At 49.5% G+C, this 14606-nt stretch carries 11 protein-coding genes; 1 reads left to right on the top strand and 10 read right to left on the bottom strand.

Annotated features, from left to right (window positions below):
• Positions 1–47 precede the first annotated feature (47 nt).
• Together P2H89_RS13060 and P2H89_RS13055 are read right to left on the bottom strand one after the other, a co-directional pair.
• Positions 48–956, bottom strand: a complete 909-nt coding sequence (locus tag P2H89_RS13060) for a hypothetical protein (protein ID WP_275827414.1) — start codon at positions 954–956, stop codon at positions 48–50.
• Between the two features lie 12 nt (positions 957–968).
• Positions 969–1400, bottom strand: a complete 432-nt coding sequence (locus P2H89_RS13055; protein WP_275827412.1) for a MarR family winged helix-turn-helix transcriptional regulator — start codon at positions 1398–1400, stop codon at positions 969–971.
• A gap of 535 nt (positions 1401–1935) precedes the next feature.
• Between P2H89_RS13055 and P2H89_RS13050 the strand changes: the two genes are divergently transcribed.
• On the top strand, positions 1936–3192 hold the full coding sequence (locus P2H89_RS13050) for a DEAD/DEAH box helicase (protein WP_275827410.1): 1257 nt from the start codon (positions 1936–1938) through the stop codon (positions 3190–3192).
• Positions 3193–3256: 64 nt separating this feature from the next.
• Here the strand turns inward: P2H89_RS13050 and P2H89_RS13045 are convergent, their stop codons facing one another.
• From P2H89_RS13045 to P2H89_RS13010, 8 genes are all read right to left on the bottom strand, one after another.
• Complete coding sequence (locus P2H89_RS13045) at positions 3257–4132, bottom strand: SAM-dependent methyltransferase (RefSeq protein WP_275827408.1); 876 nt, start codon at positions 4130–4132, stop codon at positions 3257–3259.
• A gap of 140 nt (positions 4133–4272) precedes the next feature.
• Positions 4273–4803, bottom strand: coding sequence for an NAD(P)H-dependent oxidoreductase (locus P2H89_RS13040; RefSeq protein ID WP_275827406.1), 531 nt, complete (start codon positions 4801–4803; stop codon positions 4273–4275).
• Positions 4804–4900: 97 nt separating this feature from the next.
• Entirely contained in the window at positions 4901–6271 is a 1371-nt protein-coding gene (locus P2H89_RS13035) for a DUF1080 domain-containing protein (protein WP_275827404.1), read from the bottom strand.
• 15 nt (positions 6272–6286) lie between these two features.
• On the bottom strand, positions 6287–7492 hold the full coding sequence (locus P2H89_RS13030) for a Gfo/Idh/MocA family oxidoreductase (RefSeq protein ID WP_275827402.1): 1206 nt from the start codon (positions 7490–7492) through the stop codon (positions 6287–6289).
• A 49-nt stretch (positions 7493–7541) separates the two neighbouring features.
• Positions 7542–8552, bottom strand: coding sequence for an FAD:protein FMN transferase (locus P2H89_RS13025; protein WP_275827400.1), 1011 nt, complete (start codon positions 8550–8552; stop codon positions 7542–7544).
• 79 nt (positions 8553–8631) lie between these two features.
• Positions 8632–10371: a peptidoglycan DD-metalloendopeptidase family protein gene (locus tag P2H89_RS13020; RefSeq protein ID WP_275827398.1), complete on the bottom strand. Its 1740-nt coding sequence runs from the start codon at positions 10369–10371 to the stop codon at positions 8632–8634.
• 215 nt (positions 10372–10586) lie between these two features.
• Positions 10587–11330: a LytTR family DNA-binding domain-containing protein gene (locus tag P2H89_RS13015; RefSeq protein WP_275827396.1), complete on the bottom strand. Its 744-nt coding sequence runs from the start codon at positions 11328–11330 to the stop codon at positions 10587–10589.
• A gap of 2 nt (positions 11331–11332) precedes the next feature.
• The gene (locus P2H89_RS13010; RefSeq protein WP_275827394.1) at positions 11333–14389 is read right to left on the bottom strand and encodes a histidine kinase; all 3057 of its coding nucleotides are present in this window, start codon (positions 14387–14389) and stop codon (positions 11333–11335) included.
• Positions 14390–14606: the final 217 nt, after the last annotated feature.

Here is a 14606-nt window from a genome sequence, read left to right as displayed (position 1 = left end):
TGCCCGCCATTTGCCTCCGGTGGGAGCCACAACATCTGCAAGCCACATCAAGGAAAGAGCTCCAGCTTAAGATTTCTTTGAATGTGAAAAGGCACTTCCATTTTGCAGTCTTTATACTCTTTATTGCACTGCATCCGCAAAGACAACTGCAAGGTATTGGACATTGATGCGCTCAACAGCTTACCATCCTCCCTGGCAACGGCACTATTGATCGTAAACTCTTCGTTGCCATACTGCACGTTGAATTTATCAACTCCTGCAGGTTGTACCATCTGAAAGTTATTGAGCACTCCCCTGGTGACAGGTTTATTCATATCCTCTAACAGGAACGTAAGGCAGGTGGCTGCCGGAGGAAGAAAGGCTGTGCGGACAAACACCTCTTTCTGTGTGATGCCGGTGATGTATGCCTTTATAGCCAGGCAATCATCGCCCACCAGAATAGTTTTGCCATTGGCGAAATTACCGCGGGCTGTTTCCTGGCGGATCAAACTATCTCCTGCCTTTTCCAGTGTCGTAATTCGCGATGCCGGGCTTATTGCTACAAAAAAAGTGATAAAGTCGGTAATGGGGCCAGTCATGCCGGGCACTTCTATTTTCGGTATTTCCAACTTCCCTTCGGTATGTAAGGATATCTGATAGGGCTTTACCGAGAGCGCTTCAGCATTGGCAACAGTTGTGTCTTTGGGCGTATAGACCAGTTTCGAGATACTACGCACCTCATCGGCAGGATGGCCGGCGCTGTCAGCTACTACTTTCAATTCCAGCTCTACCACAGATGTCGAATTCCACTTTCCATTATAAAGTTGTTCGGTGGTTAGCCGGTAGCGGTAAACATCGCCCATTTTGTACTTTCTCGGAAACAGTTTACCGGCGATTGGTTTATCCTGTGCAATGGTAACAGAGCAGGCAGCAAGGATGATTAGAAAAGTCAGGAACGAAGCTTTGTTTTGTATCATGGCGGATGGGTTTTATAATTGGTGGATCATTTTCTGCAACACATTGACCCCTTCCTGCAACTGCGACTTCGTGATCCCCTTCAATACCTGTTTGTATAGCTGACCGGATACCTGAACGCCAGCTGCTTGTATTGCTTTCCCTTTTTCGGTGAGGTAGATGAGGTTGGATCGATTGTCTGCCGCATCTGTCACCTGCCTGATCAGCTTATTCTTCTTCATGTTCATGAGCACCCGGGTGATGGTCGTTTTATCACGGTTCAGTTGCTCGCTGATCTCCTTCTGGCTAACTCCGTCTTTATACCATAATGCTACGAGGATGGCAAACTGCTCGGCTGTTATGTCGATATCATGTTGTTTAAAGGTAGCCGCCATCAATTGGCTAAATTGATGCGAGAAACGGGCACAGAGGTAAATAATGTTCTGGTCTAATCCTGCTGGTTTCATATTGGTTGTATCTACAACTAAGTTATGAAAATTGCTCTAATCCCGGAATACTTTTGAGGGCAGGCCAAAACCCGTCTGGCGGGGAAAGGTGTTTACATGCCCAGCGCCAAACACCGACCCTGGTGAAAGGTAATGGCTTGCACAGCGATGAATGCCGGGCTTAACGGTGGCTGATAGCATACCGCTGAGCCCCGACCTACTTAAAATCTGATTGATTGCGCTGGTGAATGCAGAGGCGGGAAAAAGGGTATGATCAGTTGTAACCATGGGCGGTTGCACATAGCTGATACATGGCGACGCCGGGCATGTGTAAGTGATTGATATACTGCCCTGCGGGTTCTTAACGTTCTCTTAAAGAAGATTAAATAAATTATGCATACCTTTGCGTCCAATTCTCACTCTTAGTGGACTCGATACTTTTCCCGCACAAAAGCTCATCAAGTCATAGGCTGATGAGGAACAGACAGTTAGCTCTCTCTCCGTTATCACTTTTACGTAGTTGATAGTTAACAATTATTTATTTAAAACTATCATTTTGACTTTTGATCAATTGAATCTTCAAGAGCCTTTATTGAAGGCTTTGAAGGAAACGGGATATACCCATCCCACACCTATCCAGGAACAATCTATCCCTATTGTATTGTCTCAGAAAGACCTGCTGGGATGCGCCCAGACAGGCACCGGCAAAACAGCTGCTTTTGCCATCCCAACTTTACAATTATTGCATGGTCGCCAAAACGCAGGTAAAGGACCACGCCCTATCAGGGCCCTGGTGCTAACGCCTACGCGTGAACTGGCTATCCAGATCGAAGAAAGCTTCCGGACCTATGGTAAATATACCGGTCTTAACCAAATGGTGATCTTTGGCGGCGTTTCCCAACATAACCAGGTGAATAGCCTGCGTAATGGTGTTGACGTGCTGATCGCTACTCCGGGCAGGCTGCTTGACCTGCTCAATCAGGGCCTGATCAGTTTGCAACACCTGCAACTGTTCGTGCTCGATGAAGCAGACCGTATGCTTGACATGGGTTTCATTCATGATGTTAAGCGCGTCATCAGCCGTATCCCTGTAAAAAGGCAGACGTTGTTCTTTTCTGCCACGATGCCTCCTGAGATCGCGTCGCTGGCCAATACGATCCTGAAAGAACCAGTTAAGATCGAGGTAACGCCCGTGTCTTCTACAGCAGAGAAGATCGAACAGCAGGTATACTTTACCAATAAGGATACCAAACGTTCTTTACTGATCCATGTACTGGAGAATACAAACATCGATCGTGCGCTGGTATTTGCCCGTACGAAATATGGTTCCGACAAAATTGCCCGTGCACTTACCAAAGCAGGCATCAGGGCTGACGCCATTCACGGCGACAAGTCGCAGAATGCCCGACAGAATGCGCTGAGCAATTTCAAGGATGGTAAGATCAGGATCCTGGTTGCTACGGATATCGCCGCAAGGGGTATCGACGTTGATAACCTCACCCACGTGATCAACTATGAACTTCCGAATGTACCCGAAACCTATGTACACCGCATTGGCCGTACCGGTCGTGCGGGTGCCAGTGGTATCGCTATCTCTTTCTGCGATGCAGAAGAAAGGGAATATTTGAGAGACATTCAAAAGCTCACCAAGCAAAGCATTCCCGTTGTGGATGAACATCCGTTTCAACCCCTGCATTCGGTAATGGCTTCACAACCTGCTCTTCAAAAAAAGGCAGCCGGTGACGCAGGTCACAGAAATAAGAATAATAACTTCAAGAAAAGGTGGAACAGCAGCCGCCCCGTGAATAGATAAGTTCATTCGCACTTTATAGAAAGCCGTCTCGTCAGGGACGGCTTTTTTGTTGGGCCATAATCACTTATTTTCTCTTTTTGGCAAATGCTACTCTATAAAACTCGTAGCCACGCTCAGTGTTCTGGGGCATGTATTTTCTGCGGTATTCGGTAGCGCCTTTGTCTTCGAGGAGTGCCCAGCCGCGTTCGTTGAGGTAATCTTTCAGTTCTTCCGGGCGGAAGCCGAAGGTCCATCGTTCTTCAATCTTATCCAGGTCGTTCAGCAGCTTTTCGGCTCCATAATAGGATTCCGGACTGTCGAGTACCTTTTGATGAACATAGGTGAAGATTATATAAGAGCCTCCTGCAAAACGACTCAGAAAGCGGAACATATTTTCAATGGCGGATGGCGTCAAATAATTGGTTACCCCCTCCCAAATGATGGCGGTAGGCCTGGAGAGATCGATCGGATTCCAGGTGAGCATATCGTCAAGGCTTTCCTTGTTGAAATCGAGCTGATGATAATTGATATTCCCCGGCAGCCTGCCCATACTCGACCTCATGGCCTCTATTTTCAGAGAGGAGGTATTGGGATGATCTATTTCGATGACCGATGTATTTCTAAGGAAACTCAATCTTACGCCTCTTGTATCGAACCCTGCTCCCAGTATCAATACCTGTTGCGCACCGTTGTTGATGGCGTAATAAAGCAGATCGTCAATGTATTTGGTCCTGGCTATTCCGGACGACAAGGCTCCGGGTATTTTGCGGTAGATGATACTTTGAACGATATCCCGAATGAAAGGGATCCGGGACAGCTGCGCAGCTTTCTTAAGGCCTGTGTTGAGGAAGGCGGTAGCATAGGGATCATTGAACAACCGTATTCCCAGGGGACGGGTTGTTTCAATTGCCCTGAATAAGGCCATGTACTGGGCTGTTCTGCTGGCTTTATTTGCTTTCATACTGTTGTATCGATCCCTAACAGGCTGTTAAGCTACACAAGTTTCTACGAATATGCAATGCGGGGCCTCTGGTGTAAGATTTCCCGGGGCCCCAGGCGCGTTCAAGCTTTAGCTCCGAAGACCGGCTCCCCATCGATGATTCAGGGTTGTATGGTGGCTACGAGTGCCTGGGCGAGCTGATCGAGCTCCTGCAGGGTTTCGGGGTGGGTTAATTGCCCTTCTCCATTCAGTTTAGTGGTGATGGCCGGTATGGTTACCCGCGCCACTTGTTTCGTGCCCAGGGCCTCCAGGGTTAGTGACAGGGAGGCATGAGCCCTATCGCCTCCACGGTACAGGGGGGAGGCACTGATCGACGCGACGGGTTTTTCGTTGAGTTCGCCCGATGAAACTAACCAATCCAGGGCATTTTTGAGTACTCCAGGCACCCCAAATGCATATTCGGGCGTACAGATAACCACTGCTGCGGCTTCCCTGATCCGGTCGCGCAGGCGTTGTACCGCAGGCAGGGGCTCCCCTTTGTCTATATCCGGATTAAAATGGGGCAGGTCGGCAATACCTTCAAAGATGCTGTATTCTATTCCAGACGGCAGGCGCGTTGCGACAATATTGAGTAAGGTAGTATTAACAGATGCAGAACGCAGGCTACCTGATATGGCGATGATGGTTTGCATAACTTTTCCTATTACAAAAGAAAACCTGGTAAGTTTGATGTTCTTCAAATCTTACCAGGTTCGATCGATGCTACCGGGCGTTGTTAAACGCCGGAGATTATTTCAGTTCCTTTATTTTGATGCTGCGGTAGCTTACATCATTGCCGTGGTCCTGCAGCAGAATGTATCCCGTTTTGGCCTCTCCGAAGTTTGTCCATTTCTTGTATTTGCTGATGGCCACCAGGTCGCGGAATGCCTGTGATCCACGCTCATATTCCAACACTTTAATGCCATTGAGGTAGTGCTCAACGTGGTTGTTTGGATAAACGATCACGCGGGCATAGTTCCACTGCCCCGGAGGACGAACAAAGCGATCCGACTTCTTAGCGGCGATGAGATCGTAGAGCGACGACATGGTACGGTTTCCATCGCGGCCCATTTTGGCATCGGGGTGTACCTTATCATCAAGCACCTGGTATTCCAATCCGATGGCGGAGCCCGGATTGTTCTCGGTAAGCGTTACGAAATATTTTAAGCCGCTATTGGCACCGGTAGTGAGCCTGAACTGGAAAGAAAGGTCGAAGGCGCCGTATTGTTTGGTGGTTACGATATCACCACCGTTGGTAGATTCTGCTCCACTTGCTGCCATCACATTCAGGCTTCCGTCCTTCACTTCCCATCCTTTATCGGGGAACCCAGGTTTGTAGGCTCCTTTCCAGCCTTTCGTGCTGGCCCCATCAAACAACATGTTGTAGCCTGCTTGTTTTTCGGCTGCCGAAAGGTTGTTGGGAATGGTATTGACCACATAAGTAGTCTTTGAGGCAGGTGATGGTTTCAATCCGGATGTTTTGATCCGGATGTTCTTCCAGAAGATCTTCTTTCCTGCCTGTTCGGGCTTGCCAATGCTATGTACCTGCAGCGCGATAAAACCGCTGGCATCGAAGGTGTCTACTACATGCGCTGTGGCGATGCCGTTGACCCAGGTGCGTAAATCGTGCCCAATGCACTCGATACGTACTTTATTGAACTGGCCATTCTTAAAGGCGGTTTTGGCAGCAGGATTGAGATCGAGGGGATACAACCAATCCCTTCTTGCTTCGTCGTAGATGCCACCCGACCAGCGGCGTGCGGATGGGTCGATCTCGAACTGGTAGCCATACACCCTGCCCTTTCCGTTGTTGCCTTCAGGATTGAGGTGGCTTCTGAACTGTATACCGGAGTTGGAAGTGGTATCTTCCATCAATACTTCGAGTTCGAGTACAAAGTCGCCGAATTCCTTTTCTGTTACGAGAAAAGTATTGGGGGTATTGAGGGAGGTTATGCCTGTTATCGAGTTGTTCTCGATAGTGTATTCGGCATTGCCAGATAGCTTCTTCCAGCCATCCAGGGTTTTTCCATCAAAGAGATTGGTCCATCCACCGGTTTGCTTTTGTGCGAAAGCGCCGCCGGCCAGCATGGTCATTGCTAAAAGGAAAGGAATCTTTTTCATATCGCGTGGTAATAATTATGAGAAGTTATAGGCTGGTTTCCAGTTTTGTGTGGCATGGCTGTACGCTGCCTCGTTGGCGAGATGTACGCAAACGGCCGTGGTGGCTCCGGTGATCACGTTCGAAACAGGCTTCTGTTTTTCCACGATGCATTTGTGGAAGTCCTGCAGGGCATACCAGGTGCCGTCTTTCATAGGCTCCTTCAGGATGGGTATGCCTCCATCTTTGTTCCATTCTATTTTGGTGGCGCTGCTCACGCCATCTACTGTTTCCAGTTCTTTCCGGGCAGCTGCTTCGGGATAAAATATACCTTCATTCACCAACAGGGCGACTGTTCCTTTCGTCCCTTTTAATTTGAATATATACCCTTCGCGCGCGTTGCCGCAGGTGGCGCCGAAGTTGCCGATCATGTTTTCCTTATTGTAGCGGAGCACTACCGATACGTTGTCGTAGGTTTCACGTCCGTCTTTATAGAAGTCGATGCCTCCGGTGCCGATGATCTGATCGGGATGGGTATTGAATGCCCAGTTGATGAAGTCGATCTGATGCGACAGGAGTTCGGCCACGAGGCCGCCCGAATAGGCTTTGTACATGCGCCAGTTCACTTCCTTATCGTTGTAACCGGCAGGTACGGGCCTGCGCCAGTTCCAGTTGCGATCCCAACGGCAATCGATGTGGGTGATCTTGCCGAGGTATCCTTTTTCGATCATTTCCTTTACCTTGAAGTACAGGGGTACATACCGGTATTGGTGACCTACCTGTAATACCTGACCGGGATGTTGCTTTACTTGCTGCACCAGCTTTATGGCCTGCGGTATATTGTAGGTCATGGTCTTTTCGAGGAAAACATGCTTGCCGGCATTCAATGCGTCGGATGCAATCGGGTAATGCATGTTGAGCGGCGTAGCGATCACCACCGCCTGGATGGTCTTGTCCTCGAGCAGCTTGCGGTAATCTTTATATTCCTTTGGAGCGGATGCGCCTGCTACTTTCCGTGCATAGTCGATGCGAAAATCAAGGATATCACAAATGCCAACTATGTTGAATAGTTCCGGTAATTCGCGCATCACCGACATGATGCCGGTACCTCTGTCGCCGCATCCAATGACGGCTACATTCAGTTTTTCTGCATAGGGGGTGGCAAAGGCCTGGAGCAACTGATTGTGCAAAAGGAGTCCGCCGGTAAGTGCTCCTGCCTGTTGTAAGAATTTTCTTCTGCTCATATGGTGCATTGTATGCGGCCGGGTCTATGCCCGCCGTCATGGTTTCGAATCATTGTTTGTTCACCAACTTATTAAAGCTGCTGGTTGCCGTATCGCTGATCTTACCTTGCTTATCACGGTAAATAAAGTAAGCAGCCAGGTCTTTCCTGTTCTCTACAAAGTTCATTGCTTTCTGCAGGCCCATTACCATCAGCGCATTGTCGTAGGCGTCGGCGGTCATGGCATCGGGTGCATAGACGGTGACGCTGATCAGTTCACTTTGGTTTGAATAGCCGGTGCGGGGATCGATGATATGCGATATCCTTTTCCCACCGCTTTCATAGAACTTCCGGTAACTTCCTGATGTAGTGATGGCGCCACTATCGAGCGAAATGATCTTTTGCAGTAATGAGAGTTGGAACTCATCTTCGCCGGGTGCTTCGATCCCAATTTTCATCTTTTCATTCGATGGCTGCCGATGTCCTTTGATCCTGATCTCGCCACCGATCTCTACCAGGTAATTCTTTATATGTTTACTATCCAGGAACGAGGCCACTACGTCTACACTATAGCCTTGAGCAATCCCGTTCACGTCTATCTTCACGCAGGGCTTCGCCTTTGTGAGCTGCAGACCATTTACCTGTAAGTAACGGCTATCTACGCATTGTTTGAGGGAAATGATCGTGGCAGAATCCGGCAGCTTGTCCGTTTTCTTCGGGCCAAATCCCCAGGCCTGTACCAGTGGTTGGACGGTAATATCGAATACTCCCTCCGTTTGCCGGTAGGTTTCTATGGATTTATTGACCACGGTGGCCAAATGAGCATCCATTTTAATGTTTGCTTCAGCCTGGTTGAAACGGCTGATGAGGGAGTAAGTTTTGTAAATAGAGAGTGAGGAGTCGATCGAGGTGAGCAGGCTGTCGACCTGTGCTTTGGTGACCAGACTATCAGTTGAGTAATAGGTTACCTGGTAGGTAGTTCCCTGTGCGTGGCCTGTGATCTTAAATGCCCTAATAGGTTCTGCTTTGTATACAACAGCTCCGCACAATATAAGGGGTAGGAAAAAAAGCAGGTTCCTCATCCGGACAAATATAAATAATGCCCGGTTGCAGAATGAGGAATCCTGCTTAAAATTACGCAAACGATTCCGTACCTGATGGCTACTGTGCGTAATCGGGTTTGCCGTTCTTCCAGGCCACCGGGTAGCGTGCGCAGGGGGTGTTGATGGCGCCGTCTACTTCCGATGGGTAACAATCGGGGGTTCCATAGATGCCATAAGGATCAAAGAAATACCAGCGCTTATCGCCCGGATCGCGGTGTGCGAAGAAAATGTGCAGGTGATTGGCGGCCTGCCCCCCGGGTCCGGTACTTCCGGCCCATCCAATGACATCGCCAGCCTGCACATTTTTGCCGACCAAATCACTACTGATCTTTTGTGAGTTGGTTCCCCACCACCCTGCGTCCGGATTCCTGTCGGACACTTTAAGCGGACATCCCGTATTTTTCAAATGGTTCTCGTACTTGACCCTGGTTGGATCATTGGCGGCCTGATTCAAAGTGGGCTGACTTTTACTCCAGGCAGCGGCGCAGTCGTTATCGGCGCCATTTCTTACGTGCATATAGATTGTTCGGTAAGCATCCTTTTTACCACCGGCATTGTGGCTGATGATGATGGTATTGCCAGACCATTCATCGTATCCTGCATAAACCACCTTTCCGGCTGCTGCTGCCGTGAGCTGAAAGGTTTTCCCATCTTTTCTCGAATAGTCTATGGCGTGGTGCCAGGCGCCGGGTGAATACAGCCAGCCGTTCTTTGACATGTCGGATGCCTTTTCCTTAAATGGTAAGGTGAAGATCTTATCGTCTGCATCGTACAACACAGAATTACGGACGTAGTAATCGTTGCCCAGCTTGAGGTTGGGCCAGCGATAATACACCCTGGCTCCCGATCCCGGACTTGGGCAGTTTGCCGGCTCCTCTTCGCAATGCTGTGAGGTGGCGTATATTCCGTAATCATAGGTGTCTCGCCCCGAGGTGGATGGATTGTCGGCCATCAATGCCTGGTTGAGGCAGCCTGCGGGGCAGGAGCCATCAATGGTTTCCATGTCGATCAATTGCAGGTTGCTGCCGTTCAACTCAGCCCATTTGGAGGTAAAACTTTGCCAGTCGGCTCCATGCCATAGGTAATAGCCGTCCGTGCCCTGGCGCCATACTCCGAGGAAGATCCGCTTGCCATTTTCGTTGTAGGACTCCATGTCGATGAGGCGGAGGTTTTCCTTTCCCCGATCCTCCCAGTATTTGGTGAACTGTGGCCAGTCCATCCCATAGGGAGACAGTACATATCCGTCGTTCCCCTGCCGGAATACGCCCAGAAAATAGCGTTTGCCTCCCGCAGTATAGGTTTCTATATCAATCAGCCGGAGCGTCTTGCTGTAATCGCTCCAGAACTTATTGAAACCTGCCCAATCAAGACCTGCGGGGGTAAGGGCGTATCCATCTTTGCCTTCTCTGAATACGCCCAGAAAATACTGTTTCCCCCCTTCAGCGTACGTTTCAATATCGATGAGCCGGAGCGTTTTGCTGTAGTCGCTCCAGAATTTGTTGAATGCTGCCCAGTCGAGGCCGGCGGGTGTGAGGGCATAGCCATCATTCCCCCCTTCCCAAACGCCCGAGAAATAGCGTTTGCCACCTGATTCGTAGGTTTCGATGTCGATGAGCCGAAGATTTTGTTTGGCGAGCTCTGCCCACTTCTTATTGAAGTCGGCCCAGGATACACCCGACCATAGGTAGGTGCTGCCGTTTCCTTTTCGCCATACGCCCGAGTAGAAGTCCTGGGCTGTGCCTGCATAGGTAACCGATAGTAGTAATAATAGTAACGGATACACAAGTTTCCGATCCATAGTTGATATTTTAAGGTTATGGTAAAACCAGTCTTGTTGTTGCTACTATCAGAAATGCGAGGTTAGTTATCCGATAAGGTATAGTAATCGATCTTTCTGTGGGGCTATTGAATATGACGGTATAAAGTAAGATTAAGTAAACAACCTAATCTGTATCAGGCGAGCGAACGGGCGGTGGTTGAGGAAACGGTCAACGGGCTATTGGTGCAGGTCTTTTACTTATTGAACAATGCATTGATGACTGCATCCCTTTTCCGCCGGGACACTTCCAATGCGGTGTAGTCTTCCAGTATCAGTGTGGCGTTGGCTCTTGAATACTTTACGGCATACTTCAGGTTGACCAGGTAAGATTTATGGATACGCAGGAACCCTTGTGCCGCCAACAATTCTTCATATTCTTTCAGGGTCCTGGCGCTGACCAGTTTTCGCGCTTTGGTGAGGTAAAAATGGGTATAATTGTCGTTGCCTGCACAATACATGATCTCGTCGGTTTGCAGGAAATAGTTGCCATCGAGGGTGGCTATGATGAGCTTAAAATCCTGTTGTACGGTACTGCTGAAGTTATTGACCATTTGCTGCAGTTGCTCCTTACCAATCCGGTAGCGTGGCCGGTGTTCCAGCTTTTCGATGGCCTGTTTCAGTTCGGCTACATCAACCGGCTTGAGGAGGTAATCCAATGCGCTGCATTTGATGGCACGGATGGCGTATTGATCGTAGGCTGTGGTGAATACGATCTCGAAATCAATGTCGGGTATCCGGGCCAGCAGATCGAATGCATTCATGCGCGGCATTTCGATATCGAGAAATACCACGTCGGGTTTGTGTTGCTCTATTGCACTGATGGCAGTCATGGCGTCGGCACAACTGGCCACTATCTCCACCTGTGGACAATGCCTTTGCAACAGGGCTTGCAGAGATTCGCGGCAATGCTTTTCATCGTCTACGATAATGGCTTTCATTGTCAGGCCATTTTGTTTTGAATGTAATTCAGTGTGATCTGCACGCGGGTGCCGGTCGCACTATTGATTTCGTCATGCAAATCGCTGACCGCTACACTGGTATTGGCATTGTAGGTCATGTTGACGATATCCAACCGTTCTCCTGTAATCTTCATGCCATGGCTTTTGCGTTTCAGGGCCGACCTGCTGTGCATGGCGGCCGATGCTTCGCGACCTACGCCGTTGTCTTCCACGATTATTTCCAGGGTATCGCCCACCCTTTTTATTTCCAGGTTTAATATTCCTCCCGGCGTCTCCCGATACAAGAGCCCATGCCAGATCGCATTTTCGACATAAGGTTGTATAATGAGCGGTGGTATAACCACCTGTGCGGGATTGATCGTTTTGTCGATGTGCAGCTTGTACCTGAATACATTGTCGAAGCGGATCGCCTCCAGCTGTATGTATAGATCCAGCGCGTTCAATTCGTTTTCGAGGGTCACCCACTCGTTCCTCGAGTTGTCCAGGATCATGCGCATGAGCCGGGAAAACTTGGTGAGGTATCCGGAGGCGTTTTGCGGATCGTTCTTCAATATAAAGTTATTGATGGAGTTGAGGCTATTGAAGATAAAGTGCGGATTCATCTGTGCGCGGAGCATATTCATTTTTACTCTTGCGATCTGCCGTTCAAAGTCGCGTTGTATTGCTGCTTTATTGCGCAGGTTCTTCATTCTACTTCTTATTACCAGGAAGCTGATCAACGCGGCAATTATGAATACAAGGATGACGAACCAGGTAGTGCGCCAGAAGGGTGCCAATATGGTAAAGCGCCAGGAAATGGTTTTACTCCATTGATCGGATCCTGCGTTTGCTCTTACCTGTAGTGTGTACGATCCCGCAGGCATACTGCTCAGTAGTAACTGCCTGTTGTTGTGCAATTTGATCCAGGCGGTATCCTGCTCCCGGAGGCGGTATTCGTATTGTACGGCTGCCGGGTTACTATAATTGATGCCTGTGAATTGAATTTCAAGCGTGTTCTCCTTGTGCGAAAGGATGGCGGGGAGGAATTCATGCTGGTATGGGAGCAGATTGCGTGTGCGTCCGTTGCCCATCAATTTAATACTGCTCAGGAAGAGGGTTGGCGCTGAGAGTGTTTGCGTATAGACCGCGGGGTTGAAGGACAAAAGGCCAGAGCTTGTTGCCATCCATATGGTACCCTGATTATCCTGCAGCATGTCTGCATTCTGATAATCCCCTTTAAGGAGCTGTCTGTCGATCTCTCTGGATGCGATATGGTATTCACCATTCCTTTCTTCTATCCTGTTGAGCCCGTTGTAGGCGAGTGCCCATAACATGTTGTCTTTGTCAACCAGTATTTTAACAAATATGTCTGAAGATAGGCCTTCGTTTACCGTAAGTTGTTTCTCTACAACGAGGCTATCTCCTGCAAAAGAACAATGCAATAAGCCATTTCCCTGCGTAGCTATCCACACTTTACCTGCCTGGTCCTTCTGCATATCGTTGATGGCGAATGATTGTTCTTTGTGCAATGGAACCGGCTCAAGCGCACTGTCGCGAACAGTGGCCAACGCCCAGGAACTGCCAACGTAAACACGGCCATTGGGGCTTTCGACGATACTCCTGATCTGCGGATTATCGGTTATGTTCTGACGCCAGGAGTACTGTGTAAAGACGAGTGAATCTTTTGAGTACTTATGAATGCGTGTTACGTTCTTGTCGCCCGTTGTCCAGAGTTCTCCGTTGCTGAGTTGCTGCTCGTGCAGGAATGTTTTGTCGACTCCCTGCTGATAATAATATTGCAGACCTTTGGGGGTTTGGCGGGCCAGGCCCTGATAACCGCTCCCGTACCAGATCTCTCCATCAGCGGTTTGGCAGATACTTTTTATTTCTGCCTGTGGGAATATCCGCTTATCCCGGGGTGTTGCCATTACGAATCGATCCCCACTTCGTTTGAAGAGCCGTCCACGATTGCCTCCTGCTATGATCGTTCCGTCCTTGAGCAGGCATAGGCTGTATAGTTCATTGAATCCCTCCGGTTCATCCTGCAGGTGGCTTTTGAATATTGCCGGCTTTGCATAAAGCAGTCCCTCGTGGGTGGCGATCCAGAAGTTACCATCCTTATCGCAGGTAAAGGCAGAGCCCCATTCGCGGTGATCGAATGGGATGGAGACGATCAGTTTGAATGTTTTCTTTTCTATATCGACCTGAAAGATCGCCTCTGCATTATAGTAATACCAGTTGCCCTGTTCCCGGTGAAAATCCATTCCCGTGATGAATGGTATGGGCAGGGTTTTCCAGGTGTTGTTCTCTTTATAGTTTACGCCGCTGAAGTTGCCACAGATCATCACTTCTCCTTTTCCCGTACAACTGATGCCGTTTAGTAGATCGGACGGGTGTGTTGACCGCCAGATCTCTTTCATTCCGCCTGGCTCAACTTCATAGACACGGGATGCATTACCAACGAGCAGGTTTCCATTGGTGTGGAGGGCGAGTTGCTTTGCGCGTTGATCGTGCTTGAGTGAACGCCAGGCCGGTATTATTTCATTGATCAGACTGACGGTGTCGGCTTTCATGATTTGAGCGATCCGCTGACTGTCGAGGAGGGCCGGCCCCATGCCGGTGCCTACCCAGAGTTGGAGGTTCTGCTGGAGTAAGCTGTATACAGGGAGCGTTTGGTCGCGAAGTTTGACGGCGTTGACTTCCGTTCCATCGTAATAGAACAGCCCTCCTGCGGCGCCGATCCAAAGTGTATTGCGGGTAGTGTCTTCCAGGAGGCAGTATACCCTGCCAATGCGTTTATTATAGCTATAGAGGTAGTTGTAGACATTATAGCCATCATAGCGGCTTAGGCCGGCTGTGTGGCCGATCCAGAGTTGCTGGCGATGATCGAGGCAGAGGGAGAGTATTTCGGAGGTGGGGAGGCCGTGGCGGGCAGAGAGTTCAGTAAACTGGTAATCGAGGGGTGGCTGGTTGGCTTGCTCGTGTTGCGCGCTGGCGTAGCGGCAGCAAAGGGCCATCCAGAGGAGGCAGAGGACGCGGCAAATGCTGGCGCTGTGCAAGGGATCGTGTAGTGTTGGTTACCACTAAAATTAATGATTTGCGGTGGGATCGGCGGGATGGGAATGAGGGAGGGGGTGGCGGGCGAGGGAGTGGTGATGTATAGCAACAAAAAAGCCCTGTAGGGTTACTACAGGGCTCAATAAATATGGCAGCTACCTACTCTCCCGCATTGTTGTGCAGTACCATCGGCCATGAGGGGCTTAACTACTCTGTTCG

Origin of the sequence: Paraflavitalea sp. CAU 1676 (genome assembly GCF_029223285.1) — a bacterium.
GTDB lineage: Bacteria > Bacteroidota > Bacteroidia > Chitinophagales > Chitinophagaceae > Paraflavitalea.
Note: the sequence above shows the minus strand (reverse complement) of the source record. Positions and strands in the feature narration are given on the sequence as shown.

Excerpts from the sequence above, each read along its gene's own strand:
- P2H89_RS13060 (WP_275827414.1), bottom strand. The coding sequence starts at position 956 with ATGATACAAAACAAAGCTTCGTTCCTGACTTTTCTAATCATCCTTGCT.
- P2H89_RS13055 (WP_275827412.1), bottom strand. The coding sequence starts at position 1,400 with ATGAAACCAGCAGGATTAGACCAGAACATTATTTACCTCTGTGCCCGT.
- P2H89_RS13045 (WP_275827408.1), bottom strand. The coding sequence starts at position 4,132 with ATGAAAGCAAATAAAGCCAGCAGAACAGCCCAGTACATGGCCTTATTC.
- P2H89_RS13040 (WP_275827406.1), bottom strand. The coding sequence starts at position 4,803 with ATGCAAACCATCATCGCCATATCAGGTAGCCTGCGTTCTGCATCTGTT.
- P2H89_RS13035 (WP_275827404.1), bottom strand. The coding sequence starts at position 6,271 with ATGAAAAAGATTCCTTTCCTTTTAGCAATGACCATGCTGGCCGGCGGC.
- P2H89_RS13030 (WP_275827402.1), bottom strand. The coding sequence starts at position 7,492 with ATGAGCAGAAGAAAATTCTTACAACAGGCAGGAGCACTTACCGGCGGA.
- P2H89_RS13025 (WP_275827400.1), bottom strand. The coding sequence starts at position 8,552 with ATGAGGAACCTGCTTTTTTTCCTACCCCTTATATTGTGCGGAGCTGTT.
- P2H89_RS13020 (WP_275827398.1), bottom strand. The coding sequence starts at position 10,371 with ATGGATCGGAAACTTGTGTATCCGTTACTATTATTACTACTATCGGTT.
- P2H89_RS13015 (WP_275827396.1), bottom strand. The coding sequence starts at position 11,330 with ATGAAAGCCATTATCGTAGACGATGAAAAGCATTGCCGCGAATCTCTG.